Raw genomic sequence first — 25546 nt, forward strand, 5'->3', positions numbered from 1 at the left:
TCGTGAATAAAACTTTAAAGTACCTGCTGCCAGCAGGCATCGTCGTAGCGGCTGGCTTGGGCTGGTTCGTCAATCGCACGCCAGCTTCACCTTTTGCTCATGAAGCCGCTGCAGCATCGACAGATGCACAGCTTGTCCAACGCGGTGAATATGTCGCCAGGCTGAGCGATTGCGTGGCGTGCCACAGCACGCCCAAAAGCGCGCCGTTTGCCGGCGGCCTGGAAATGGCGACCCCGATGGGATCGATCTATGCCACCAATATTACGCCGGACAAGCAAACCGGTATTGGCAACTACAGCCTTGCCGATTTTGATCGCGCGATACGCAGCGGCGTCGCGGCCGATGGTCATCGATTGTACCCGGCTATGCCGTACCCATCTTATGCCAAGCTAAGCGACGATGACGTGCGGGCGCTTTATGCGTTCTTCATGGCCGGCGTCAAGCCGGCGCAACAGCAGAACCAGCAAAGCCATATCCCATGGCCGCTCAACATGCGCTGGCCGCTGGCTTTGTGGAATGCGGTATTTGTCGATGACGGTGCCTATCAGGCCAAGCCGTCAGAGGATGCGCTTTGGAACCGCGGCGCCTATATTGTCCAGGGCGCTGGGCATTGTGGCAGTTGCCATACCCCGCGCAGTTTGACGATGAACGAAAAATCGCTGGATGAAGGCAGTTCCACTTTCCTCAGTGGAGCGCTGCTCGACGGCTGGTACGCGCCGAGCCTGCGCCAGGATCCGAACACTGGATTGGGTCGCTGGAATGAGCAGGAGATTGTTGAGTACCTGAAAACCGGACGTAACGCTCACAGCGTGGTTGTGGGCACCATGGCTGAGGTGTTCAACAACTCGACGCAGTACATGTCTGACCCGGACCTGAAAGCTATTGCGCATTATCTGGTGTCGTTGCCGGGCGACCCAAAGCGTGATGGGCCACCATGGAAGCCCGCTGACAAACAGACTGCTGAACAACCTCAGTTGTCAACACCTGGGGCAAGCAACTATATGGCCAAGTGCAGCAGTTGCCACGGCAGTGACGGTAGTGGGCAGGCGCCGTGGATACCTCCTTTGGCAGGCGCATCTTCGTCGATGATCAAGGAAAGCGCTACGAGCATCAATGCCACCTTGAACGGCTCCGAGCGTGTCGTCGCCAATGGCATTCCGGATTCGTATCGCATGCCCCCGTACCGTAACCAACTCTCTGATCAGGAAGTCGCCGATGTACTGACATTCGTTCGCACGTCTTGGGGTAATCAGGGAGGGGCGGTGAAGGCTGATGAGGTGAAGGAGCTGCGTGAGCGCACCAATCCGGCCAGCAGCAACCCGATCATCCTGCAGATGCGTTGAGCGAATATGCCGAGGGCATGCCCAAAGCCCTCGGCATACACAAGGAGTGAGTGGGTTATGAGTTTGTGTTCGTTCGTTCGATTGTGTTGACGATCATCATAGGCTTGTCTCTTGAAATCACAGGTCGCGCAGCGCGTAGGTGAGCTTGCATCTTGGCGTGCTGGTGTCCGACGTCGTTGTACGCCTCATTTGGTGGATCTACCCGAATCAAAGGCTCGTGGAGCAAAGTTGGACGCCGGAGGGGCGGTGCGTGGGTTAGTAAGTTGCTGACGGCGGTGTTCCTGATTCTGCCGTCGGGCTGTTACTGATTGTGCGTCGTCTGCTTGGGCGGCGCTGGACCACCGGCATGCCCGCGCCCCTGATCTTCGTCGTTGTCTCATTGAACGATGCTGCACGATGCTGCCGTTGTCGCCGGTTTGCGTACGCGCAATCCCCGTATTCGGGTGCTTATCAACCGCAGCGTTGTCGTGCAGCCGCGAGGCGTGCCGTTGCGGATCGCCGGCGTAGATCGTCCGCTCTCCTCGGATGGAGGTCACATGCCTACACGGGAAGAGCAGCATGCTGCCATGCGCAGGTTTGCAGACCTTGCATTCGCCGAGGCATCACCTGGCGATACGCTCATTGCGCTGTCTCATTATCCTGAGTTCTCCTCCATTGCTGCTCGCGTGGCGCGGTATTGACCCTGTCCAGCCATACACACTGCGGACAGATACGACTTTTCGGGCGCCCGGTAATCGTCGCTTACGACTATATGCCTGGAATCTATCGTGAGGGCGCAGCGCCTCTGGATGTGACCTCGGGGCTGGGCCAATGGCTGCCCTTCGTATCGGTGTGCCGAGAGAAATTTCGATCATGACGCTTCGTCGAGCATGATCCAAGCGGAACTCGAGTGTCAGGAGAGGTGAGAGGCTCGCATCAGGAGACGGGCGCCGCTTTCGACGCCCTGGCAGTTCATGGAACGTTGTGACCAGCCGCTCGGATAAGCCCGTACCATTCAGGGCGGGTGAGCGGGATATTCGAGCCCGCGGCTGCCTCGATGATTCGCTCGGGTCTCGTGGTACCCAGCACTACTTGGATTTTGGCGGGGTGACGAGTTATCCAGGCTGTAGCGACCGCGGTCGGGGTGACGTCGTACTTCTCTGCCAATCGTCTGAGTTCGGCATTCAGATGGGGGTAGTCGGGAGAGTCGAAGAACACCCCATCCTGAAAAGCTTTCTGGAATGGAGACCACGCCTGCAGTGTGATCTTGTTGATCCTCGCATAGTCGACAATGCCGCCGCCGTCACGAGTGATTGAGTCGTCGAAGCCGGTCATATTCGACGACAGGCCCTGAGCGACGATCGTAGAATGCGTTACCGAAAGCTGGACCTGGTTCGCCAGGATCGGCTGAGTCACGGCGGTCTTGAGCAGATCGATTTGACGGGGGGTATGGTTGGAAACGCCGAACGCGCGGACTTTTCCGGTGGACTCCAGATGGTCGAATGCGCGGGCGACTTCTTCCGGCTCCACGAGTGCGTCGGGCCGGTGCAGCAGTAGCACATCCAGATAGTCGGTACCCAGCGCTTTCAGCGTCCTCTCGGCCGATTCCACGATGTGTTCGTAGGACTGATCGTAGTGCCACGGGTCGTCCACGATACTGGTCTTGGACTGGAGGAAGATCTGCTCGCGCTCAGCGCTGCTGAGTTGTAGCGCCTCGCCGAACCGACGTTCGCACAGATGCGGGCCACCGCCGGGATGATTGAATCCGTAGAGGTCAGCGTGATCGAAAAAATTGATGCCCGATTCGCGCGCCGTGGTATAGAGCGCGCGGATCTGGTTATCAGTGCTGCCGGCGATGCGCATCATGCCCGCGACGACGTTGGGAACCTGTGTGCCGGTTGATCCTAGTGGTACGGTCTTCATGAGAGCTCCTTATCAGGTCAGTGGGGGGCCGGATAGGCCCGGATTTGGCGTCGGACGCGTTGCGTGGGTGAATGCACTTGCACTCACCAAGGCTGGTTCGCGGGCCCAACCGTGAACTCGTTGATGGTTGTGTCATCAGGCTGGTCGATTGCGAAGGCGACAACGTTGGCGATCCGGTCCGGAGAGATGCCGTACTTGTCATAAATGTCCTGCATTTGGTCTCGCGCCTGCTTATCGCTGATTGTCGCCAAGAGTTCACTGTTGACTGCGGCCGGGTAGATCGTCGCGGTGCGAATATTATTGCCCTCCATGGCGGACTCCATACGCAAGACTTCCATGAAGTCCCGCACGAACCACTTCGTCCCGCCATAGACGGCGCCGCCCGGATAGGCCTTAAGCCCGGCCACCGAAGAGGTGGTGATGACGTGTCCGGACTTCTGTGCCAGGAATTCGGGCAACACGGCCGCCACGCCATTCAAAACACCTTTCACGTTGACATCGATCATTTGGTGCCAGTCTTCGGTCTTCAGAGCGGACAGCGGCGAGTTCGGCATCAGTCCTGCATTCAGGAAAATGACGTCCACACGGCCGAATTTTTCCTTGGCCAATTGGACAATGCGGTCGTTATCGTCTTGCTTCGTCACATCCAGCGTGTGATAGGCCACCTGGCCGCCGTTCTGGCGAATCTCGTCCGCAATCTGCTTGAGCTTGTCTTCGCGGCGTGCGCCGAGCACGATTTTGGCGCCTTTGCTAGCGAGCAGCTTAGCGGTTGCCTCGCCGATTCCGGACGACGCGCCGGTGATGATGACAACTTTGTCTTTGATCATGATCTCTCTCCAGGTTCAGGCTGCGAGGGAAACGCAGCAGATGACGAAACGATGTTTAATGCCCAATTTGAGAGCCTGTTCATAAATGGCAGAAGGGCTATGTCTGGCTTCTCAGGGGCAGGTATCTTCATAGAGCATGCTGTCAGCGCACGCTAGTTTCGAGAGAACACTACGCTTACATCACCACGGCCCAGCGCCTGGGCCAAGCCAGTCGGATCGTCCACGCGGCCCAGACGGGTGTAGGAGTAAGTTGAATCGAAGGTCCGATAAAAGATGACCACGGTGCGCGATCCCCAAAGCATAAGGTCTCCGTTGCGGATCGTGCCGGGCCGGCCCTCACTGGTGGGCAGCGCGTCAGGCAGTTCTTTCTTCTTCTCGTTACCGTTGAGTTCCTCCATGTCCAGCGTCAGCGGCAGCGTTGCGGCGAATGCGCGAGTGGCCTCGTTGTCAGCCAAATTGATGGCGAAGCGGTGTTCGCCGACGGTCATCCACATGCGTAGTTCTTCGGATCTCCTGGAGGTTTGAGTGGCATCGGGCTCGGTGGCTACGGGCTGCGCGGAGCTGGCCGCGTGGGCGTAATGGCCGCCGCACAGAGCAAATAGAAGCAGCGGGATTCCAAGCTGTTGCATGGCCCGCTGACGCCAGGAATGACTGCGGCGTGCAGTGCCAAGATAGGTGAGAGGGCCGCCCGTGCCGACGGCAACGTTTTCGCTATCCATATTGGTCTCCTTGCAATGCGGAAAATAGATCGTTCGCCTTGCAGCAAATGCGCGTGAATCCGCAGGTTTCGAGCGCGATCTGCGCAGCGACATGGCGAGGACGCCTTCAGTGAACGGTCTATCGCCAGTTTCGGTTGCGGCCCCCACAGAGAAAGTCAAAAGTGTCGATGTCGGGCGCGCCATCCGGTTCAGTCGCATCCAGGCGCATTGTCAGCCTGGATGCGACTACCTCAAGGCATTAAGCAGCGCGTGCCGCTGGGGCGAGGTGTTGCGTGAAGAAGGTCCTCAGTTTGTCGAAAGGAATAACGTCCACGCGGTCATACAGATCGGTGTGGCTCGCCTCTGGAATGATCATCAGCTCCTTCGGCTGCGCCGCGGCCGCGTAAGCGGTTTCGCTGAAGTAGCGCGAGTGAGCGTTTTCACCATGGACGAACAGGACCGGGCGTGGAGAAATTTCCGCGATGTAGGTCAGGATCGGCATGTTCATGAACGACAGGGGTGTAGTGATCGTCCACGAGTTGCCCGAGTTGACCGCGCGTGGATGGTGTCCGCGGGGCGTGCTGTAGTAATCGTGATAATCGACCATGAACTGCGCTTCACCACCCTTCAGTTCGTTGTAAGGGGGCTGGTAAGCAGGGGCACCATTTTCCGCGTCGACCCAACGTTGTGCGCTCAGTTGTTCGAGCCCTTGCGTGCGCTGTTCGAGGGTTACGCTATCGTTGTAGCCCTTGGACATGACGCGGGTCATGTCGTACATGGTGCTGGCGACAACCGCCTTGACGCGCTTATCCAAGGCCACGGCATTCAGCGCCATGCCACCCCAACCGCAGATGCCGATGACGCCAATCCGCTCGCGATCAACGGAGGGTTGCAGGCCAAGAGCATCAACTGCCGCGCTCACATCCTCGGTGTTGATGTCTGGCGAGGCGACGTTGCGCGGCTCGCCGCTGCTTTCCCCGGTGTAGGATGGATCGAAGGCGAGAGTGACGAAGCCACGCTCGGCCATGGTCTGGGCATAGAGCCCTGAAGACTGTTCCTTTACAGCACCGAACGGGCCGCAGACGACAATGGCCGCCAGCTGTCCCTCGGCGTTTTTTGGCTGGTAGAGGTCACCCACCAGGGTGATGCCATAGCGGTTCTTGAAAGTGATTTTTTTATGGTCCACCTTGTCGCTCTTGGCGAAAGTCTTGTCCCATTCCGGTGTTAGTTGCATGTGGTTGCCTTACATATAGTTGAGATTGTTCCTGCCAGCCTGAATACCCTTCGAACAGCGGAGGCTTGTCCTGTGCGTCATAGGCTTTTTCGAACCATGGGGAACATGTTTCGCAAATGACGTCGCCCGTCGGGATCAGCTTTGCCAACTAATGTATTCCTGTCACCACCCCAAAACATCGCTTGAAATTGCAAGCATCTATGCATGCTATTGGATAATCGAATTCTGTAATTCAAGCAATTCGGAATGAGAACCTACCGGCCAAGAGTTGGATTAGCATTGGGTGAACGGTGAGTCCATCCGAGCTTCGGGCGGTCTGCGTGGTGTTGACGTGATAAACACGTCAATTCAATTGAGCGGTGGGCCCTGGATTAGATTTTTGTGCTCTTGATGCCCATCAAAACACGTCCAGAATGAAGTTTTTCCTTGTTTTACGCGCAAGAACTGATCGCTATCAAAATGATCACGGCAGATCTTCCAAGTCTCCAGATCTGCACGCTGCTGGCGTTCCCCATTTCTATTTCGGCTCGCCTTCGACGATATAGGCGTTCGTATGGCCTGATCGCTGCCGGAAGGGCCGGATCTTGGCGTACTCAGGTGAGTTGTACCAGGCACGAGCCTGCTCAAGGCTATCGAACTCGATGATGATCAACCGATGATCTGGTGGATTGCCTTCGAGCGGACTCACTCCGGAGGCACGCACTATGTATCGTCCGCTGTAGCGCTCGAACGTGGCATCCACCTGCTCCCGGTATGGCTTGATTCCCTCCGGGTCGGTCAGTTCGAATTCAGCAATATAGTAGGCAGGGGCGCTTCCTTTAGCCTGCTGGGCCAAGGAAGTCGGCGTCTGAGCTTGGGTAATGGGCGCGCCAAGGGCCAAGATTACAGTCGCGACGGCCATATAAAATGCACAGTTATTCAACTTCATGGGTCATGCTCCTTCGCAAGATCGAGGTGACGTTGGTCGTCAGTCAGGTTGTAGCGCTTTGGCGCTGAGTTGGATGGGCTGTGTTTCGATCAGCTTGCGCGACACGATCATTGGCTGTGTGATCGCTACGTATTTCTTGAAGTGCGGGGATTCGATGTGTGCTCGATAGGCTTCTTCGCTGGCGTAGATCTCGAAAAAACGAAGACTGTTCGGCTTTCCCTTTTCCGCGACTGAGTAGATGGCGAGCACGCCGGGTTCAACACGGATGGATTCCTCCATCTCTTTCCTGACGGCCACCTTGTAGGCTTCAAGCTGTGTCGGATCGATCACCAATTCGGCAATGCGTACAACGGTCGTGGAAGCCTCTTGTGCCAGCACAGTATCTGCTCCGAGGCTACCTGCCATGCCAGCGAAAAGTACTGCCGGCAGGAGTCGGTTTCTGTTCTTCGTCATCTGATATCTCCTTGGGTCAATGGAGCTGATAGCTGCGCCTAGGTTAACGTTTCAATCATCGAGGGTGTTATCGGTCTTGCGGGTATTTCTCCAGCTCGGGATCGATCCGGCGAGTGCCGCTTCGCTGCTATGTGCCTTACGGTGTACCGTCCCCGAAGACGCGGTGAACTGGCGCCTCTCGGCTGATATTCAATCCTGAATCGCCTTGCATCGGGCGGTCATTCGACTGGTTCGGGCGTGTGGTTTACGGGGTCATCTGTAACATGGATGGTGGTTACCCGTTTGCGACAGGGTTGCGGGCGGGACGAATTCGTTTCAAAGAAACGCAGACAAATGCAGTGCCGCCGATGATTGAAAGCAAACCGTCCGAAGACGCATCGTCAAGGACTCAAGCGCTGTTAGACCTTCGGTTCGCCAATGGCTGCCGCCAGGCCGAGTACATAGATGCTTAAAGTCAATTGCGCCATTGTAGGACTGACACCCCACACGGCGCTTACCACGGTAAGGCGGGCACGAAAATGTGCATCGGCAAGAGCCGCCTGTGGTGATTAGCGCCAGCAGCCATATCGGTGCTGGATCTGAGGTGTGCGATTCACCGTCTTCTTTAGTGGCCAAGACGATAGCAGGCGCGGAGTGAGAGATTTCAGCGGTTCTATTCATAAGCGAAAGTGTTAACAGGCGCACGCCATAGGATAATTAGGCAAAACTGGATTAGGTTTCCTCATATTTGGAATAGTGGTAGCGGTCTATGATGGTTTTCGACGCAGTCCGGATGTTTTTACGCGTGGTTGAACGTGGTGGCTTTACCTCCACAGTCAAACATATGAGGGTCCCGGTCAGCACTATCAGCCGCAAGGTATCGATACTTGAGAATGACCTGGGTGTACCCTTACTCCATCGCAGCGCGCGGCGCGTAACGGTGACGCAAGCGGGCTTGGATTTCTACGAAAATGCCTTATTGAAAGTGATTTTTTATGGTCCACCTTGTCGCTCTTGGCGAAGGTCTTGGCCCATTTCGATGTCAGTTGCATAGTATTTGCCTTACTTGTTGGTGAGTTGCTTATGCCAACCAGAGTGCCCGCCGAGCAGCGCGGCGTGTCGTTGGCATGAGCGTTCTGGGTTTCACAACCACGGGATAATGTACTGTGCACACTACTGGATAATCGCACCCCGTAGCGCAAGCGGTTCGAATTGAAAAACGACCCGCGGCGGCCGTTCAGTATGCCGAAGCCCCGGAGGTGTAGATCGTAGCCGCCGTAGCATTGTCCTGGGCGCAGACGCCACGGTGGGGGATGTGTACGTAGCCACCGAGCACGGCCATTAACGGGCTGAGAAGATCATCAGCCTAGGCCGTGACGGTGAGCCTTGCACTGTCCTTTCAGCGATAGGCCGCTGGCCTGTCTCCCTCGGTATGGGGCTGACTGACTCCCAGGTTCTCGTTGGCGTACAGCGTCGGCTCGGCCACAACGTTCGCCACTAAGCGACCGATGCTCGCCCGCGACGTTTCCGTGCCTTTGAAGGTCTCCCCCTTGCGCGTCAGTTCAAAGTCCTCGACGGATTTGTCAGTCAGCCAGACTGGTCGCAGGATGGTGTATTTCAGGGAGGAAGCCTCGATCACCTCGGCCGCCTTCAGATTAGCGGGCCGCGTGTAGCCCGTTATGCCCTTGTCCCATGAGTTGAACGGCTCGGGTAGTTCGTCGTAGATGCCGCCTGCGCTGATGGCGATGAGGCGGGGGACGCTGAGTTCCTCCATCACTACCACCACGAGTTCGGTCTTTTCGCCCAGATCCATGCCGCCCATCGTGCTGATCACGATGTCCTGGCCCCGGAAGGCTTCTCTCAATGCATCGGGCTTAGAGGCATCACCCTCGATCACCCGGACACGATCGCTATTGATATTCTTCAGGCGATCAGCGCGGCGCAGGAAAAGCGTCAGCTTCACGTCCTCCTGCTCCAGCAGGCGGGGGATGATTTCTCGGGATGTATGCCCATTGGCACCCAGTATCACGACATTCTTCATAGAGGTTCACCTTTGTTGATTTGGTATCGGAGCCACATCGTGCTGTCCTTCATCCGTATCACGTCGAGCAGCTTGAACGAGCGTGGCCTGGACCGACGTCAGTGGTTCTTTGGCCGTGAACAGGCCAGGAGCCTGTGGAGATGCGTCGGTGACAGGCGCCATCAGGATGTTAACCTCGTCCACTAGGCCGCCTCGCAGATAGGCTCAGTTCAGCACACCGCCACCACCGATCATCACACGTTCCATCCCGAACAGCGTGGCCAGCTTGTGCAGAACGAGAGTATTGTCCAGGCTATCCTGCCCTGCGATGACATAGGAAATGCCCAGGCGCCTGAGCAGATACTTGTACGCATTGCCGGCCCCCTCGGTGAGCACCGAGACCACATGCGCGCGGCGCGTGCCGTAATCGACGAAATTCTCTTGCCAGCCTAGCCAGCCGCTCCGATCAATCGAGACGTAGTACATCTAAGCTTTTGCGTGCGAGACGAAATCGCCTTCGAGAACCGGGTCGGCCGATTCGTTCACATCGGGCTCATGATAGAACGTGTTGTCGTCTGTCGTAACGCGGCCGCTGAGATAGCGCTGGATGTTGAAAACCTGCTGGTCTGCATGCAGGGCCAGTTGCTCGTACTGAAGCGCTGCGGAGTCGAACTGCGGCAGATCGATGTTATGGATCCGTCCATCCAACGACGTAAGCGTATGGATGATGACGTATGGTTTGTTCATTGGGATTTGCCTTGTCCGTCATCGGAATGCCCTTTGCAGCGCAGTCGAATTGGATTGTCATGAAAGAGTCCTTGGCAGTCTTGGTTGAAAGACATAAAAGTAGAGAGTCTCAACTCGTACAGCCGCTTGTGGGTTTTTGGTGCCCCGCGCGCAGACCTTTCATAGGTATGTGGCTAATTTTCTCGCGAGTGGCGTGGGCTGAATAGCTAATGAATGCTTAAGAGGGCTATTAGCTCTACTAATCAAAGGAATGTGGGAAGCTGAGGGCATGGCCAGACGAAACTTCAACGATTTACTCTCATTTGTCACGGTCGCGCGCGAAGGCAGCTTTACGCGTGCTGCCGCGCTGCTGGGCGTCACTCAATCCGCGCTGAGCCAGGCCATCAGCGGTTTGGAGCTTAAGCTGGAAATCCGCCTACTGACCCGCACCACGCGCAGCGTGTCGCCGACGGCAGCCGGGGAGCGGCTGTTGCAGGCCATCGGGCATCGTTTCGACGAAATCGAAGCCGAACTGGATGAGTTGTTGGAACTACGCGACAAGCCGGCCGGCACGGTGCGCATCACCTGTGGTGATCACGTGTTGAGGACCACGCTTTTGCCAAAACTCGCGCCACTGCTGCACCTGTATCCGGACGTCAAGGTGGAGTTCGACGTCAACTATGGATTCAGAGACATCGTGGCCGATCGTTTCGACGCGGGCGTGCGTCTGGGGGGGACCATCGACAAGGACATGATCGCGGTGCCGATCGGTCTGAAGCTGAGAATGGCCGCGGTCGCCGCGCCGGACTACTTCGCCAAGTATCCGAAACCGAAAAACCCTGAAGACTTGAGCAGGCACTGCTGTATTAACCTGCGCTTCCCCACGCATGGCGGGCTGTACGTCTGGGAGTTCGGTCGTAAGGGAAAGCAGTTGAATGTTCGGGTCCAGGGGCAGGTCACTCTAAATAGTACGCCGCATATCGTTCAGGCGGCGCTGGAAGGCTTGGGGATCGCCTTTCTCCCAGAGGAAGAATTCGCCCCGCATATCGAAGAGGGACGGCTCGTCCGGGTGCTGGATGACTGGTGTGCACCTTTCGAGGGCTACTACCTTTATTACCCCAGCCGGCGGCAGCCATCATCCGCGTTTTCGTTGGTGCTTGATGCGCTGCGTTCGCGGGAGACCGATGAAAAGAAGCGGTGATAGCGTCCGCCCGTCAATGAAAGAGAAGGAGTCGGATGAAGTCCATAACTCGGTACATCGCAGCGTTTCTTGGTGCCGCCGTGGCGACTGGCTCAATTGCCAGCATCGTTCAGACCCAGATCAATCTCGGCCAGCTCGTTGAATTTGGCGCTCCGGTCACGGTGACCGTTCGGGCCTGGACAACGTTGGTGGACCTAGCACGGTTCGGGCCGGTCATAGTTGGTATCACGGCCCTGGCGCTCTTGCTCGCAGTTGCGCTCGGGCACCTGTCGCTTCGCTTCGTCTCGCCGGCCTGGCGCAGGTTCGTCTTCATCGCCACTAGTGTTTGTGCGCTGAGTTTCGCGTTTTGGCTGATGCGTTCGGTGATTCCCATGCCCGCGTTACCGGGAACACGGACTGCTGTCGGCCATGCGCTGATGTCATTGACAGGTATCGTGGGGGGCGCGTTGTATTCTGGCCTGACCATGCCCTACCGGATGTCGGCTCATTCAACAGGCCGAAGAGTTCAGCGGCGTCATACGGCGGTTGTGTTAGCACTCTTGGTCGTTCCTGCAGTCCTTTTTTTTGCCATGGCACCAGGAGTTGGTAGCAAGCCGCAGGCGGTCAATCCTGCGAGCTATAAAGTCCAGACCGTCTCGACGGGGCTGAATCGCCCGTGGTCGGTAGCGTTCCTTCCGGATGGTCGCACACTCGTCACCGAGATGGGCGGTCGATTGCTGGCCATCGCCTCCGATGGCTCGTCCTCAGAGATTACGCTCGATGGACTGCCCCCTCTCTTTCAGCAAGGCGGTGTTATCGGGTTGATGGAGGTTGCACTGGACCCCCAGTTCGAGCAGAACGGCTGGATCTACCTGACGATGGGCTACGGCAAAGCGGGCGCAAATGGCACGCGCCTCGTGCGGGCCAAATTGGCGGACGACAGGATCGAGGATGTACGCGTACTGTTTAGTTCCACGCTCAAGGCACGTGCAGGCAACAACGGGGGACGCATCGCCTTTCTGGGCGACGGCACCCTGGTGCTTTCGCTGGGAGACGGCAGCGAGCGGCGCGAGGAGGCGCAAAACCCAGCTAACCATCTGGGAACCGTGGTCAGGATTGACCGCGAGGGCCGGCCACCGGCGGACAATCCTTTCGCCCAGCAGCCCGGCGCAGCTCCAGAAATCTACAGCCTGGGACATCGCAATGCTCAAGGCATCGCTGTCGATCCAGAAACGGGCGACCTGCTGATCACCGAGCACGGCGCGCGTGGTGGTGATGAGATCAACCGTATCGTACCGGGCGGCAACTATGGATGGCCTATCGTAACTGGAGGTATCGACTACCCGTTCGCGGAAGTGACGCCATTTCGCCAGCTGGACGGGTATCAAGACGCGGTTCTTGAGTGGACGCCTTCGATTGCACCCGCTGGTCTCGCGGTCTATAACGGCATGCTGTTTCCTGAGTGGCGCGGCGACCTGCTGGTCCCGGCACTCAAGGAACGGAGCGTGCGCCGCGTGCTACGTGACGGACGGCAGATCGTGGGTCAGCAACTGCTGCTGGGCGATCTGAACGAGCGGATGCGTGACGTCAAAGTGGCTCCCGACGGTTCGATCTACGTTCTTACCGATGGGATCAATGCCAAGCTGCTGCGACTGACGCCGTCATCCCGGAAGATCTGAAGGATGTGCGGTGTTCTCCGAACCGAGGACGGCAATCATTGGGCCGTCTCAATCGCTGGACACGTGCCTCCATGGAGAGCGCGAACGAAGGCAGCTTGGCCAATTCCTAAAAAACCCGACCTAATGCACCCCAGCAAAGGCCCGGATCCCAGCGGTCAAAATAATCAGATGCGCCATGCTCGGCCACAAAAAAGAAAAGTAGATACACCCCGTTCGTTGCAGCCAATATCGCGTCTATGACTACTAAAGACTTGCTTCGGCGGCATCGTATCGTGCCCAGTCGTTCGCGGCGGGAAATTGTTTGGAAAATGCGGTAATGGAAAACTGCTTCCGCTTTCTGAAGGCCGAACGGATCTATTTGACGCGCTATATCACTCGCCACGAGGCGAAAATTGATCTATTGGACTACACCCATTTTTTTACACTCACCGCCGTCGCCACTTGACGCTGGGATGCCTCTATCCGATGGATTCCGAGCGATGAAATACCTATTTTAGCTCTTAACTAACTGTCCATCAGTTCCGGGGCAGACCATGAAAAGTCCTGTGTTGTGCGCACCGAGTTATGCTAATTTTTTTGACGTCCGCAGACGCTACTCCTAAGCGTGAGTAAGCGAGCAATACTTTTCCAACGCGTAGATGAATACTATAGCTTTAGAGAGGGGAGGGGTTACTCGTCAATTGTGGGCAAGTGCTGTTCGATGACGCCTCGCCACCCCATACCGAGATAGGTTTCAAACCCGGGCGTTATCGAGTAACTCTGGATGAGGTTTTTACTAAGAATGCTGTAACCGCTCAATTGGCCAGCTTTAGTCTGCAACTCAACGCGTTCGCCCAACTTATTCTGTTTATCAGAGCTTGCAATTATCCCGTGATTGTCGTCGATGATCATCAATCGACTTCGAGAGCGTTCATCCTCGCTCAAGCGCACGCCGTTAAGCACCGAGTTAGCTTGATTTGTCCAGTCGAAAAAAATTCCTATAACGCCAATCACCGGGGTTTGTTTATCTGCATTGCTGCGCACAGCCGCACTGAATGTGCAGGTATGCGAATTGTTCAGAAGCGGTTCTGCCGTTACTTCTCCAGCGAAATACTGATTTCCTGAAGCGTGCTGCATTGCTTTTATGAACCAAGGCTCCTTTGCAACATTGGCTCCGATGACTCTGCCAAAGGCTTCCGGTCGGCCCGAGGCCAAGATTCGTCCACTTTTGTCAGCGACCCAGATATCCAGGTAAACAGTGTAACTGTCGAGAATGATCCTCAGACGTTCGCAGGCGCGGGCGCAATCGTCCGTGGAGTAACTCGTCAGCGCGTCTACCAGGGCTGCATCAGTTGCCCACCAACGTACGTCGCATGTGCGCTCGTAAAGGTTTCGGTCGATGATCTCGATCATGTTTAGCGACAGATCGGCTAATCGCTGCCCCCGTACATCAAAGCACATGCCACGGCCGAGTGCTGTCAGTTCATTTATCGAAACCTGCAAGTCCTCGGTCAACCCGCTAGCAATTTTCGAGATACGCTCGGAGATATTTTTGACTTCCTCGGCCACTACCGAGAATCCCATCCCGGCCTTGCCTGCATGTGCGGCTTCAATGAGTGCATTGATTGCCAGCAATCGAGTTTGGCGGGTGATCGCATGTATATCACTGACACCACGATTCGCCAGAGATTCTACTTCCCGTGAAAGGGAGACGATCCGTTCGGGTTCGATCATTCTCATTCTGCCTTTACAAGTTTTAGGTGGCGGCAGTTAATTGCTTACCAATGAGCGGAGGAAGCGTCCAAAAAAGTGGGCTGTAACTGCTCTGAAGTTCAAGGGGTTGGACCGTGTCACCTACAAATTCTGATGGCTTTGCTGGGTTATTAGATTTTGTACGAAAAATATTGTCGCAAACATCGTATCGCACCAGCCATTGAGACAGTCGCCACAACCTGTTGCGAACTTATCTGCGCACGTAATGATGCTGCGATTTTCTTTCAGCCAGCCGAACATGCGTTCGATGATGTTGCGTTGTCAATATTTCGGACTATGAGATAGCCTAGCCGGCTTGGGTTACCTTCTACGAGATGAATAGCTGCAACCGATAGCTATGACCTTAGCGGCACAAAGCTTCTGTATCATAACTGTTGTCGACCAACATTGAATCAAGCGCAGTTGTGACTGGTCAGATTCTGAAACGTTTGATCATTGAATTCAAGTTGGTCGCGAGGGTCGACAATTCGTTGCTTGCCAATGTTGTCTGTGCAGCGCCTTCTGCGGTTTGAGTGGAAAGATCGCGAATGCGCACCAAATTACGATCCACTTCACGAGCCACTTGCGCCTGTTCCTCAGCAGCAGTGGCAATCACCAGATTTCGGTCATTGATCAAGCTGACAGACTGGGTGATGCTTTGCAGTGCAGACTCCGCCGTCCCTGCCTGAGTCATGGTGCTAGCGGCCTGACTGGTGCTCATTTGCAACGCGGCAACGGTTTCCTCGGTGCCTTTTTGGATCAGGCAGATCAGTGCCTCGATTTCCAGGGTTGAGGTGCCGGTTCGGTGTGCCAAGGCGCGAACCTCATCGGCTACCACCGCAAACCCACGTCCGGCTTCACCCGCGCGGGCGGCTTCTATCGCTGCGTTGAGCGCCAGAAGGTTGGTCTGCTCAGCCACGGCGCGAATAACGTCCAACACTTTGCTGATATTACGAGTTTGCTCAGCTAGGTTCTCGGCCCGCTCGGAGGCGCTTGTCACTGTAGCCACCATGGCCTGGATCGAACGGATGGTTTCGCCAATCTGCAGCTGCCCCTGGTTAGCCGTCAGGGTTGATGCCTTGGATGCTTCGGAGGTGGCCACCGCATTGCTGGCAACCTCGTCCACAGCTGAGCTCATCTCAGTCACTGCCGTGACCGCTTGCTCAATCTCATCGTTCTGCTGATTCATGCCCCTGGTGCTGACCACCATGACCTGACTCATCTCCTCCGCCGACGTCGCCAGTTGGTTTGCCGAGGTTTCGATCTCCCTCAGCGTATCGCGCAGATTACTCTGCATGACGCCCAACGCCTGGAGCAACTGAGCAGCCTCGTCGGTGCCGGCTGCCTCGATAATACCGGTCAGGTCGTTGTTAGCGATGCGCTGGGCGCCAACCACGGCGTCGCGCAATGGCTGCAAGATGCTTGAGCTGAAACGCCATGCCAGAACCAGACTGATCAGCGTCGCCATGAAGATAGCGACAATGACGATCCAGCGTGCACTGTCGTAGGTACCAGAGGCAGCTTTCCCGGCGTCTTCAGCCTGATCCTGATTGGCTCGGGCAAGGATTGCTGTTTGCTCATTCATGACGGTAGCGGCAGATGCCATGGTTCGCATGATAGCGGTGGCCTCTTCGGCTTTACCAGCTTTGATGGCTGCATCCACTTGCGCGATCCCAGCCTGATATGCCTGGTACGTTGCCCGAAGCTTTGTCAGCGCCTGTTTTTCTTCAGGCAACTCAGCGATTTTCTCGTAGTCGGCCAGATTTTTATCAATCGCCGGGTAGCGCACAGCTAGGTTAGTAGCATTCAGCGCCTGATCAGCGGGAGTGGTAAAGGCATACACCTGCAAGGCCGTCACGCGCAGACGAGCCAGATTCAAACCCAAGTCGTTGGCCAGTGCCTGACTAGGCATTGCATCCAACTCGATGGACTGTCCTGTTCGACGAATTTCTCCCATCTGCGCAAGACTGAATGTGCCCAAGCCAATTAGAATAAGAATCATCAAGCCAAAACATACTAAAGTTCGTTGGGCGGTGCGCATCTTGCGTAACATGGTAATTGCCTACTGTATTTGACTAATGCTGTATCGGCACGCAACCCATAACCTTTAAGGAAGGTTTTACGGACGCCAAGGTCAGTAAGGCTGCCGTATCTTTATCCTCAGTGAGGGTATGCTGATTAGGTTAAAGCGCTTTTGTGCTGGCATGCTTCATATTTTAAGTATGAATTTTTAGCTTGGGATTTGTATTTGCAAGATGTTTTTTACGCTTAATTTATTAGATAAAATAAAGGATTTATTCTTTTCTCTTGCTGAGAAATACATCCCGATTGTACAGCCGTATTATTACGGCACTATGTAATTGCCTAAATCCAATCCCGACAGGCATGTTCATTCCACCCGCTGCGTCAAGACCCAAGTTCTGAAAGGTGTCGATACTGAATACGAACTTCCGCGCTAGTGTTGCACGCCGTTTGAAAGCAAGTTGTTCACTTGGCCGCTAAGCGCGCGCCTGGATTGACCGTGACAACCGAGACTCCGTACGGAATCTCTTGATTTTTTGAATGGTACCCGGAGTTTTCCAGAAGGTCGCGTGCAAGCACGGCCGCTGCGGAAGCTCGTTGCTGAGGCGATCGGGATTGCCCCATGCGGACACTAGAAGAGCAGAAGGTACTTGGCCTAGCTAGTGCAAGGCGCCATGGGATCGTCGCGCGCCTTGTGGCGCGTCGCGTCCGTGGTAGCCGACTTACTGTGGTATGGAACCTGTGTGCATTCATGGGCAGCAGAAAAGCGCCGAAGGACCCATAGCTCTTGGCTCGGGAGGAAAGAAGAAACCACCCGTGGGCTGCTTGGCAGGCCCATCGGCGCCAGAACCGTCCGCTGTCAGCAACCACACCCGGCCCATGTGTGGCTGGGGCCGGCATCGACTGGCGCACATCCGCGCACAAAGGGAACCCGTTTTTGCGTCGACGGGCACCGGCACCGAATACCGCTGACCGCAAGGGACATCCCGATGGCTTGCGTAGTAGGCAAGCCATTGGGAGACCTTCGCTATGGGCGGAAGAAACGAAGATCAGGAGCGCGCGCGTGGCGCAATCCGTGGAGGAGTTACCTTCAGGCCTGCGGCTGGGCTCGGCTGGGCGGGACGCGCACACGGTTCAAGAACGCGTTGCGCGCTGGGCGTCCCGCAGGGTGCTGGATACGAGCCATGCCGCCGAGGGCGAGCACGGCCCATGCGGGATGGGGGTAGATCAGGAGCCTTTGCGGCCGCCATAGCGCGGACCTGAGGCTGCGCGCTTAGATGTACCGGATTCGACTGGCAGCGTGCCCTTGCAGTCAGGGTAACGAGTGCACGACCAGAACGGGCCGCTTTTTCCGCTGCGCTGGCGGGGCGGTACGCCACACTGCGGGCATGTCGGCCCCTTGAGAAACCTTGTTGGACAAGGACACGCTACCATACTGCGCGATCAACTGTGAATCCATGCGGCCTGCTTGTCGATGAACACGTCCAGCGTGAGCTGGCCGGCTTCGATCATGTCGAGTGCTTGTTCCCAGACATAGGTGGTGCCTGGATCGGCAATTGCCGCCGGCATCGCGCCGATCAGAGTAAAGGCTGCGTCACGCGCGCAGCGTTTTGCCGCAACTGGTCTAGGTAGTTTGCCCATTGTTGCGCCGCCTCTCGGCGTTGCACTAGTAATTGTGCGCGGGCATACACAGCCCCCAGTGCACCTGGCATCCGGTGAGATAACGACAATTCGAGCACAATTGGATCAATACCCAAGTGCTCGTGTGCGATGGTCCGGTAGGTGGCGCGAAAGCCGTGCGCGGTGATGTCGTACTCCGGCCAGATGCGCTGAAAGGACTTGAGCATGGAGGTCGGGTTTATAGGACGTCCCGGATAGACCGGCGAGACGAACACCCAGCCTTTGCCTTCTTCATCCACCACGCGGGTTTTATGTAGCTCGCGTAACAGAACCAAGGCTTGTTCAGGCAACGGCACGATGTGTTTGCTCTTGTCCAGATGCTTGGTCTTGCTCACCACATAACGCCAATCGGCACCCACCAAGTCGACATCTTCCCAACGCATTTGCACCAGTTCGCCTGGGCGGACCGGCAACATGACCAGCAAGCGCATTGCGGCGGCAACGCTGCCGTCGTTGCAGCCATCCAGTCGCAGCAAAAACCTGCCCAGGTCGGCCGGCCTTTCGATCGCTGGGTTGCTGGTCACGACATGGCGGATCTTCAACTCCTCAATGTTGCTGAGCGCTACATTGCGTTCCACCCAGCCGCGCCCCTCGGCAAAGCCCAGGACGGCACGGATGATAGTGCGCACGCGCCGAGCCATGGCCATGGTGCGCTGGCGACGCAACTCGGTAATGATTGTGGTGATGTGCTCTAACTTGATCTCGCTGATCGGTTTTTTGCCAATGGCAGGCAAGATGTGGTTGTTAAGCGCTCCGGTAAATCCCGAGATGGATTTGGTCACCAATTCGGCAGACTTGAATGCCAACCATTGCTCGGCCACGTACGCGAATGTGCGCTCTTCATTGAGCAATTGCGCTTCGATTTTGGCGGTCTTGGCCTTTAGCGGAGCGATGTGGTTAGCCACGTCGCGGCGTGCGCTGCGGGCAATGTCGCGCGCCTCCTTGAGACCAATGTCGGGGTAAGCGCCGATGGAGAAGCGATTTTCCTTGCCATGCAGCCGATACTTCAATCGCCAAACCTTGGAAGGGGGTTTGCCGAACTTGCTCGACGCCCTTACTTCCAAGTAGAGCCCAGGGACTTCGCCATCGGCGTGTTTGCCGGGCGCGGTCAGCGAGCGGATAAAGGCGTCGCTGAGTTTTCGTCTGAAAACAACCGCATTATCTGGGGGCATCGGTGGGGGCATCCTTTTTAAGGAACCGAAATTTGCCCCCAATTATGCCCCCAGGGGGCGTGGAATCCACTGGATTTCGACAGACGGCAGCAGACTGAAACGATCAATAACTATTTGTTCTTAAACTATTTTTTGGAATTTAGTGGAATTCCACTACAGACTATCGGGGTCCCCGAAAAACATCTGAATCCGCGACCTCAACCACCGCTCCCCCGGATCATTGTCCTGCGACCCACGCCACGCCATGTGCAATTCGAACGTGCGCACCGGCAATGGCGGTTCTTCTGCACGCAAGCCTCCCGCGGCCGTCAGTGCTTCGGCCGCGTAGTCCGGCACGATGGCAACAATGTCGGTGCCTGCCAGCAACGTCCCCAGGCCGTTGAACTGCGGTACTGCGAGCACCACATGGCGCTTGCGGTCGAGCTTTTCCAACTCTTCATCGATAAACCCGCTCAAGTCGCCGGCGAACGACACCAGGGCGTGGGGGCGGGCGCAGAAGTCGTCGAGGCTCAGGGCGCCCGGCACGCTGTCGGCGCGCAGCAGTTTCGGCAGGCTGCGGCGCAGTACTTTGCGCTTGGCGTTGGCCGGCAGGTCGGCGGTGTAGCTGACGCCGATGGAAATTTCGCCGGAGGCGAGCAGGCCGGGCATCAGGATGTAGTTGACGCGGCGCACCACCAGTACGATGCCGGGGGCTTCGGCGCGCAGACGTTTGAGCAGTTGGGGCAGCAGGGCGAATTCGACATCGTCGGACAGGCCGATGCGGAACACCGCGGTGCTGGTGGCCGGGTCGAACTCGGCGGCGCGGCTGACGGCGGTGGAAATCGAGTCCAGGGCCGGGGAGAGCAGGGCGAAGATTTCCACGGCGCGGGCCGAGGGTTCCATGCTGCGCCCGGTGCGTACGAACAACGGGTCATCGAACAGCCCGCGCAAGCGCGATAACGCTGCGCTGATGGCCGGCTGGCCAAGGAACAATTTCTCGGCAGCGCGGGTCACACTGCGCTCATGCATCAAGGTTTCGAATACGATCAAGAGGTTAAGGTCGACACGACGCAGGTCGTTACGGTTCATCTTGTGTCCTGGAAGAGTCAGCTTTACTTGACGAGAGCGGCCATATAAGAGCCCTGAAGGTCCATTCAGACGCGTGACCGGTATGAATCTTACGGGGAAAGGCTGGTACTCTGCACCGGCTAATTGAGTTTTCCTACGATACTTGAGGTCTATTCCTCAGATGCGGAATCAATGACAGACATGTCGACTATTAACGGCGACCGGTGGTCTTAGCCGGAAAGCCCAGATAGAGTTCATGGCAATAGAGGTTACTTTGACGAGGTTTGCGATGTCCCGCACGATCCGTTTTCACAAGTTTGGTCCGGCCGAGGTGCTCAAGTGCGAAGAGCATGCAGCCGCGCAGCCCGCACCGGGCGAAGTGCAGGTCCGTGTCGAGGCGATTGGCATCAGCTGGTATGACATTTTGTGGCGCCAGAACCTGGCGTCTTCCCACGCACGCCTTCCATCCGGCCTTGGCCATGAGATGGCCGGGGTGGTCGTAGCCTTGGGCGAGGGCGTGGATGACTTGGCAGTGGGCGATAAAGTGGCCAGTTTTCCGGCCGAGAGCCCCAATGATTACCCGGTGTATGGCGAGCAGATCGTCCTGCCCCGTTCGGCCCTGACCCGCTATCCGGACGTCCTGAGCCCCATCGAGGCCAGCGTGCACTACACGCCGCTGCTGATTGCCTACTTTGCGTATGTGGACCTGGCACGGGTCAAGCCCGGGCAGTTTGCCCTGGTGACTGACGCCAGCCACTGTGCCGGCCCTTCGTTTGTGCAACTGGGCAAGGCCCTGGGTGTGCGGGTGATTGCCGCCACCAAGGACAGCGCTGAGCGCGAGTACCTGCTTTCTCTGGGCGCAGAAAAAGTCATTGTCACCGAGGAACAGGACCTGCTGATGCAAATCAACAAGTTCACCGACAACCGCGGTGTCGACGTGGTGTTCGATGGCTTGGGTGGCCCGCAGATGTCGTTGCTCGGTGATGTGCTGGCGCCCCGTGGCAGCCTGGTGCTGTATGGCTTGCAGGGCGGTAACCAGACACCGTTCCCGGCGTGCGCGGCGTTCCAGAAGAACATTCAGTTCTTCGTGCACTGTATCGGCAACTTCACCGGCAAGCCGGAGCTGGGCATCATCCAGGATCAGGTGGCGTTGCAGCGTGCGTTGCGTGACATCAACCAACTGACCGCCGATCGTGTGCTCGTGCCCCTGAAAACCACGGTGTTTCCGTTCAATCAGTTTGTCGAAGCCCACCGTTACATGGATGAATGCCCGTGCCGCGAGCGGGTTGCGTTGCAGGTTGCGGCTGTTTGAGCTGTAGGAGTATTCGTAAATGAGTACTCCGACGCCTGAGTGAATGGGGCAAATGCGCCATTTGACAGGGCTTAACCCGCCCGCTCCAGAAGCTGCCGACCTGGTACTTTCAGCCCACAAATCCGGCCCTCTCTCCCTGACGCCGCCCTGAATCCCAGTGCGGCGTCGTTGCATGTGCACCTTTTACGCGACATCGGTTGTTCATCTGAACTGGTTTTCGGCCCGCTTCTGTATCTATTAATCATTATTCCAACACTGATAATTGCGCCTTCACTTTCATCTCAAGGACTGAGCAATGATTGAATCCATGACTCGGCTGCTGATAGTTGCTCGAACTATCGACGCGGCCCACAGGTGTACTCAGCAAGACAGGTACTTTCATAAAGCGTACCGGCCATGCAAATGGAAAAGTTGTTTGAGCCTATTGTCGGACACTTCTTTAAAAGGCTGGTTAAAAACGCGTAGGACCTTGTCGGAAGACTCCTAAGGCTAACCTTTTAGAAATTTTTACCAGTATTTTCATTAGGTTATGCGCTTGTACGGGTAAAAAATGCTTCCCGGCAATCCCTGTCGTTTTGTTGCGTGGTGCTAGTGTCTAATCATCGGCGCACAATGCGAGGCGCGATTTTCCTACACGCAAAATAGGTCAAGCAAACACTGTCAGCAGTTGCTTGAAACTGATATTTCAACTCGGGTAGTAGAACTATGAGCACTATTCACGAACAGGCTATGAATCATGTTTACCAGCAAGTTCTGCAACGTCTGATCGGGCACTTCAATCGCGCGGGACGTACCGCTCTCCAGTTACTGGTCCAGCGAATCATTGTCGCGGCAGGCGGGATGGAGCAGGTGGGGGATTTCAAGGTACTGGTGGCCCACGGTGGCGGTGAAGTCAGCAGCTATACCCTGGCGCTGCTCCGAGCGGCTCAACTGACCATTGCCGGTCGCGCGCCACGTACCTTTCAACTGAGGGTCGCGACGCTACGGCACGCGGGCATGACCGAGGGGCAGCTCGATACCCTGAATCGCGGCTACGGCCGGCTGTTTCTCCACGATGACCCGCGTGTCGAGTTGTTGATGGTGGAAAACCAGGAGGTACAACCCTTCAATCACCAGCGTCCGGTCTCAGCGATCGGGCGAAAGATCAGCCAGCGCAATATGTTGATGGTGGGCCATGTGAGTGCCGGGGACTGCCGCGCCACCCTGTGCAACGACACTTACCTGGCCGTCGGTGATTTTTACCAGCGTGTCACCACGTGCAATGGCGGCGTCCATGCGCTGGTCAGTGGTGACTCCCCGCGTAGGCAGAGTCAGTTTCTCGCCTGGCTCAAGAAAACCGCCCAGGGCGCAGGCGTCCATGTTCCCAAGGGCCATCCGCTGTCGCTCAACGCGTTGTTCGCCCACATGGACGAGTGGAGCACCGGTTATTTCCAGGATGTGTTCGGTGAGCATTACGTGGCCAGTGATAACCCCAGCACGGCGGGGCATCGTCACTTGGCCTACATCGGCATCGCCGACCTGCTGGAAGATGTCGACATCGCGTCGACCTCCCTGCTGACCGAGTTCATGGCCTACGCTCCCGATCCACTGGGCTTTCACTTCAGCCATCCGGCCTATTCCAATCCGTTGCTGATGGCTCATCTACGTGGGTTGCAGGCCGAATGCCTGCGTGCGCTGGATTATGAGGAAGGCGTCGAAGGTTTTGTCCAGCAGGCCGCCGCGTACATGCGCCGTCTGCGCATGCCCGACGACTTGCTCGTTCAGGCCGGGACCCGCGAAGGGCGCATGCTCTGGAGTACCTACGCCCAGGAGTTCTTCGGCTTGGATGAGACCCAACTGACCTGCCTGCTGTTTTCACCCTTTGTTCATCACGGAGAGCGACTGGAAGGTTATCTGCGCCAATGTCACCCGGGCATGCTGGTGGCGTTGCCTGAGTTGCACAAAGTCCTCCAGGGCAACGGTTCCGCCGAAATGCTGCAGCAGTGGGTAACGGACACCAGCGGTTTGCCGATGCCCTTGTTGCAGCACCTGTACCGCAAACGGCCGCTGGCCAGAGAAAACGGCATGTGTCGCGCCGCTGCGGCCCAGGGCGCCGCGCAGGCCGTGCCATTGTTCGGGCGATGACGCTGCGCGGCGAGCGTCAGGCGGATTTCGCGTATCAGGCGGTCTATCGCTACATGATCAGCCTGATCAACGAGGTCAGTACCGACACCCGGGTAAAACTGCCGTCGTTACGGCAGTTGGCCGGACGCCTGAACGTGTCCATTTCGACGATCCAGTACGCCTATGCGCTGCTGGAGAAGGAGGGCAGGGTGTATTCGGTGGCCAAATCCGGCTATTACGCCTGGCCGATGTCGGCAAACCCGCTGGCGTGGGCCGGCGGGGGCCTGCTTGATCGCCTCTACGCGGCGGCCCGGCGCCCCGGCATGCTGGTACTCAGTGGTGACGAGCCGGCATTGCTGGGCTCCCTGGATGAAACACTGCTGCGGCTCGAGCGGGAACTGGTGCGCCAGTACCCGTCGCATTTGCAGCCCTGGTCCCAGCCCTGCGGTGTATGGGAATTACGCGCAGCCCTGGCCGCGCGCTATACCTCGTCGCCCACGCGCTGCTGGCATGCCGACGACGTGTACATCGGCGCCGACCTGCGCGGCGTGTTGGACATCCTGATCGAAGTGCTGGGCCTGCGGGGCACCACCGTGATTGTCGAGTCGCCCTGCGACTGGTTGATCCTGCGCCTGTTGCAGGACGCCGGGGTGCGCATCATCGAGTTGCCCTGGACGCTGGAGGGTCGCCTGGATCGAACTGTGCTGGGGAAGCTGTTGCGTGATGAGCCTGTGCATCTGGTGTTGCTCTCGTCTTCCGTCAGCCTGCCCAGCGGGGTGGCCATGTCAATCGACGAGCGTCTCGACGTGGCACACCTGCTGGAGCAGTCCGGTTGTTGGTTGCTTGAAAACGACACCTTTGGCGAGCTGGGTTTTGAAGCCCCCCACACCGCATTGCGTGAACGGGTGAACCCTGAGCGGCTGATCGTGTTTTCTTCGTTCGAGAAAGTGCTCGGCTCGGAAGCCCCCTACGGCTACCTGCTGTGCCGGCGCATGAGCAATGAGTTGCAGCGTCAGTTCCTGCTGCGCTCATTCCGTTTATCGTCGATCCGTCAGCGCGCGATTGCCCGTTTGTACCAAAGCGGGCGGATTGACCAGCACCTGCACACGCTGCGCCAACGCTTGAGCGAGCAGGCGGCGCACATGAGCCAGCGCCTGGAACAGCACTTGGGCGACCAGGTGACTTATCGGATGCCGGCCGCCGGTGCCGCGTTCTGGCTGGCCTCCACCCGGGCCGTAGACATGCGCCAGGCATTTCAGCGCCTGCTGGCACGGCAAGTGGTGATCGCCCCCGGGGGAGCTGTTCAGTGTCAGTGGCTTGCACCAGCAGCACCTGCGCGTGAGTCACACCTTCCACGGGCAGCCCAATCTGGATATTGCCCTGGAAGCATTGAGCGACGCGTTGCGCCAGGCGCAGACTGGGTGAAATTTCTCTTAACGATGTAGGATCGATACCATCGCGCAGCAGTCCAACTCTCAGTAAACTGGCATTTTTTCCGAATCCTTCTATC

The 25546-nt window shown here is 57.2% G+C and carries 19 protein-coding genes and 3 pseudogenes; 7 read left to right on the top strand and 15 right to left on the bottom strand.

Translation table 11 applies throughout. The annotated features are described in order from the left end of the window. The first annotated feature begins 2 nt into the window (after window positions 1-2). Window positions 3-1343, top strand: a complete 1341-nt coding sequence (locus F6S08_RS17000) for a cytochrome c (protein WP_315871993.1) — start codon at window positions 3-5, stop codon at window positions 1341-1343. A gap of 951 nt (window positions 1344-2294) precedes the next feature. On the opposite strand, the gene F6S08_RS17005 is transcribed toward F6S08_RS17000, so the two are convergent. The 6 genes from F6S08_RS17005 to F6S08_RS17030 form a co-directional block, all read right to left on the bottom strand. Continuing rightward, window positions 2295-3245 carry an aldo/keto reductase gene (locus tag F6S08_RS17005; protein ID WP_315871994.1) on the bottom strand — a complete coding sequence of 317 codons (951 nt, stop codon included), beginning with the start codon at window positions 3243-3245 and terminating at the stop codon, window positions 2295-2297. An 83-nt stretch (window positions 3246-3328) separates the two neighbouring features. Continuing rightward, window positions 3329-4072 (bottom strand): SDR family oxidoreductase, encoded by a 744-nt coding sequence (locus tag F6S08_RS17010; RefSeq protein ID WP_315871995.1) that lies wholly within the window; start codon window positions 4070-4072, stop codon window positions 3329-3331. A 152-nt stretch (window positions 4073-4224) separates the two neighbouring features. After that, entirely contained in the window at window positions 4225-4884 is a 660-nt protein-coding gene (locus tag F6S08_RS17015) for a cyclophilin-like fold protein (RefSeq protein ID WP_409999766.1), read from the bottom strand. Between the two features lie 145 nt (window positions 4885-5029). Then, window positions 5030-6004, bottom strand: a complete 975-nt coding sequence (locus F6S08_RS17020; protein WP_315871996.1) for an alpha/beta hydrolase — start codon at window positions 6002-6004, stop codon at window positions 5030-5032. 517 nt (window positions 6005-6521) lie between these two features. Then, a complete protein-coding gene (locus tag F6S08_RS17025) occupies window positions 6522-6932 on the bottom strand; it encodes a DUF1330 domain-containing protein (RefSeq protein ID WP_315871997.1) in 411 nt (136 codons plus the stop codon). A gap of 39 nt (window positions 6933-6971) precedes the next feature. Next, complete coding sequence (locus tag F6S08_RS17030; RefSeq protein WP_315871998.1) at window positions 6972-7385, bottom strand: putative quinol monooxygenase; 414 nt, start codon at window positions 7383-7385, stop codon at window positions 6972-6974. A 772-nt stretch (window positions 7386-8157) separates the two neighbouring features. Between F6S08_RS17030 and F6S08_RS31500 the strand changes: the two genes are divergently transcribed. Next, window positions 8158-8418, top strand: coding sequence for a LysR family transcriptional regulator (locus tag F6S08_RS31500; protein ID WP_409999771.1), 261 nt, complete (start codon window positions 8158-8160; stop codon window positions 8416-8418). 345 nt (window positions 8419-8763) lie between these two features. Here the strand turns inward: F6S08_RS31500 and F6S08_RS17035 are convergent, their stop codons facing one another. The 3 genes from F6S08_RS17035 to F6S08_RS17045 all read right to left on the bottom strand — a co-directional run bounded on the left by F6S08_RS17035 (window position 8764) and on the right by F6S08_RS17045 (window position 10131). Then, a complete protein-coding gene (locus F6S08_RS17035; protein WP_315871999.1) occupies window positions 8764-9405 on the bottom strand; it encodes an SDR family oxidoreductase in 642 nt (213 codons plus the stop codon). A 204-nt stretch (window positions 9406-9609) separates the two neighbouring features. Then, the gene (locus tag F6S08_RS17040; RefSeq protein ID WP_315872000.1) at window positions 9610-9870 is read right to left on the bottom strand and encodes a hypothetical protein; all 261 of its coding nucleotides are present in this window, start codon (window positions 9868-9870) and stop codon (window positions 9610-9612) included. Continuing rightward, entirely contained in the window at window positions 9871-10131 is a 261-nt protein-coding gene (locus F6S08_RS17045; protein WP_315872001.1) for a hypothetical protein, read from the bottom strand. Window positions 10132-10399: 268 nt separating this feature from the next. Here F6S08_RS17045 and F6S08_RS17050 point away from each other — a divergent pair, with 268 nt between their 5' ends. Both F6S08_RS17050 and F6S08_RS17055 read left to right on the top strand, forming a co-directional pair. Beyond that, window positions 10400-11311, top strand: a complete 912-nt coding sequence (locus F6S08_RS17050; protein WP_315872002.1) for a LysR family transcriptional regulator — start codon at window positions 10400-10402, stop codon at window positions 11309-11311. Window positions 11312-11346: 35 nt separating this feature from the next. After that, complete coding sequence (locus tag F6S08_RS17055) at window positions 11347-12969, top strand: PQQ-dependent sugar dehydrogenase (RefSeq protein ID WP_315872003.1); 1623 nt, start codon at window positions 11347-11349, stop codon at window positions 12967-12969. Window positions 12970-13638: 669 nt separating this feature from the next. Here F6S08_RS17055 and F6S08_RS17060 read toward each other — a convergent pair. The 6 genes and pseudogenes from F6S08_RS17060 to F6S08_RS17085 all read right to left on the bottom strand — a co-directional run bounded on the left by F6S08_RS17060 (window position 13639) and on the right by F6S08_RS17085 (window position 20642). Further along, entirely contained in the window at window positions 13639-14682 is a 1044-nt protein-coding gene (locus F6S08_RS17060; RefSeq protein ID WP_315872004.1) for a methyl-accepting chemotaxis protein, read from the bottom strand. A 149-nt stretch (window positions 14683-14831) separates the two neighbouring features. Beyond that, window positions 14832-15009, bottom strand: a pseudogene (locus F6S08_RS17065) (IS5/IS1182 family transposase); the annotation flags it as partial. A gap of 124 nt (window positions 15010-15133) precedes the next feature. Continuing rightward, entirely contained in the window at window positions 15134-16753 is a 1620-nt protein-coding gene (locus F6S08_RS17070; RefSeq protein ID WP_315872005.1) for a methyl-accepting chemotaxis protein, read from the bottom strand. A 1196-nt stretch (window positions 16754-17949) separates the two neighbouring features. Beyond that, a pseudogene (locus tag F6S08_RS17075) lies at window positions 17950-18324 on the bottom strand (topoisomerase DNA-binding C4 zinc finger domain-containing protein); the annotation flags it as partial. Next, a complete protein-coding gene (locus F6S08_RS17080) occupies window positions 18300-19574 on the bottom strand; it encodes a tyrosine-type recombinase/integrase (protein ID WP_315872006.1) in 1275 nt (424 codons plus the stop codon). The gene F6S08_RS17080 and the pseudogene F6S08_RS17075, both read right to left, overlap by 25 nt. 153 nt (window positions 19575-19727) lie before the next feature. After that, complete coding sequence (locus tag F6S08_RS17085; protein WP_137211909.1) at window positions 19728-20642, bottom strand: LysR substrate-binding domain-containing protein; 915 nt, start codon at window positions 20640-20642, stop codon at window positions 19728-19730. A gap of 268 nt (window positions 20643-20910) precedes the next feature. On the opposite strand from F6S08_RS17085, the gene F6S08_RS17090 reads away from it, so the two are divergent. The 3 genes and pseudogenes from F6S08_RS17090 to F6S08_RS17100 all read left to right on the top strand — a co-directional run bounded on the left by F6S08_RS17090 (window position 20911) and on the right by F6S08_RS17100 (window position 25461). Beyond that, on the top strand, window positions 20911-21933 hold the full coding sequence (locus tag F6S08_RS17090) for a zinc-dependent alcohol dehydrogenase family protein (RefSeq protein ID WP_027605764.1): 1023 nt from the start codon (window positions 20911-20913) through the stop codon (window positions 21931-21933). Between the two features lie 705 nt (window positions 21934-22638). Continuing rightward, window positions 22639-24057: a hypothetical protein gene (locus tag F6S08_RS17095; protein WP_137211910.1), complete on the top strand. Its 1419-nt coding sequence runs from the start codon at window positions 22639-22641 to the stop codon at window positions 24055-24057. Beyond that, window positions 24054-25461: pseudogene (locus F6S08_RS17100) on the top strand (PLP-dependent aminotransferase family protein). Before F6S08_RS17095 ends, F6S08_RS17100 begins: the two are co-directional and overlap by 4 nt. Window positions 25462-25546: the final 85 nt, after the last annotated feature.

The organism is Pseudomonas sp. JV449, assembly GCF_032424295.1.
In the GTDB taxonomy this organism is placed as follows: domain Bacteria; phylum Pseudomonadota; class Gammaproteobacteria; order Pseudomonadales; family Pseudomonadaceae; genus Aquipseudomonas; species Aquipseudomonas marginalis.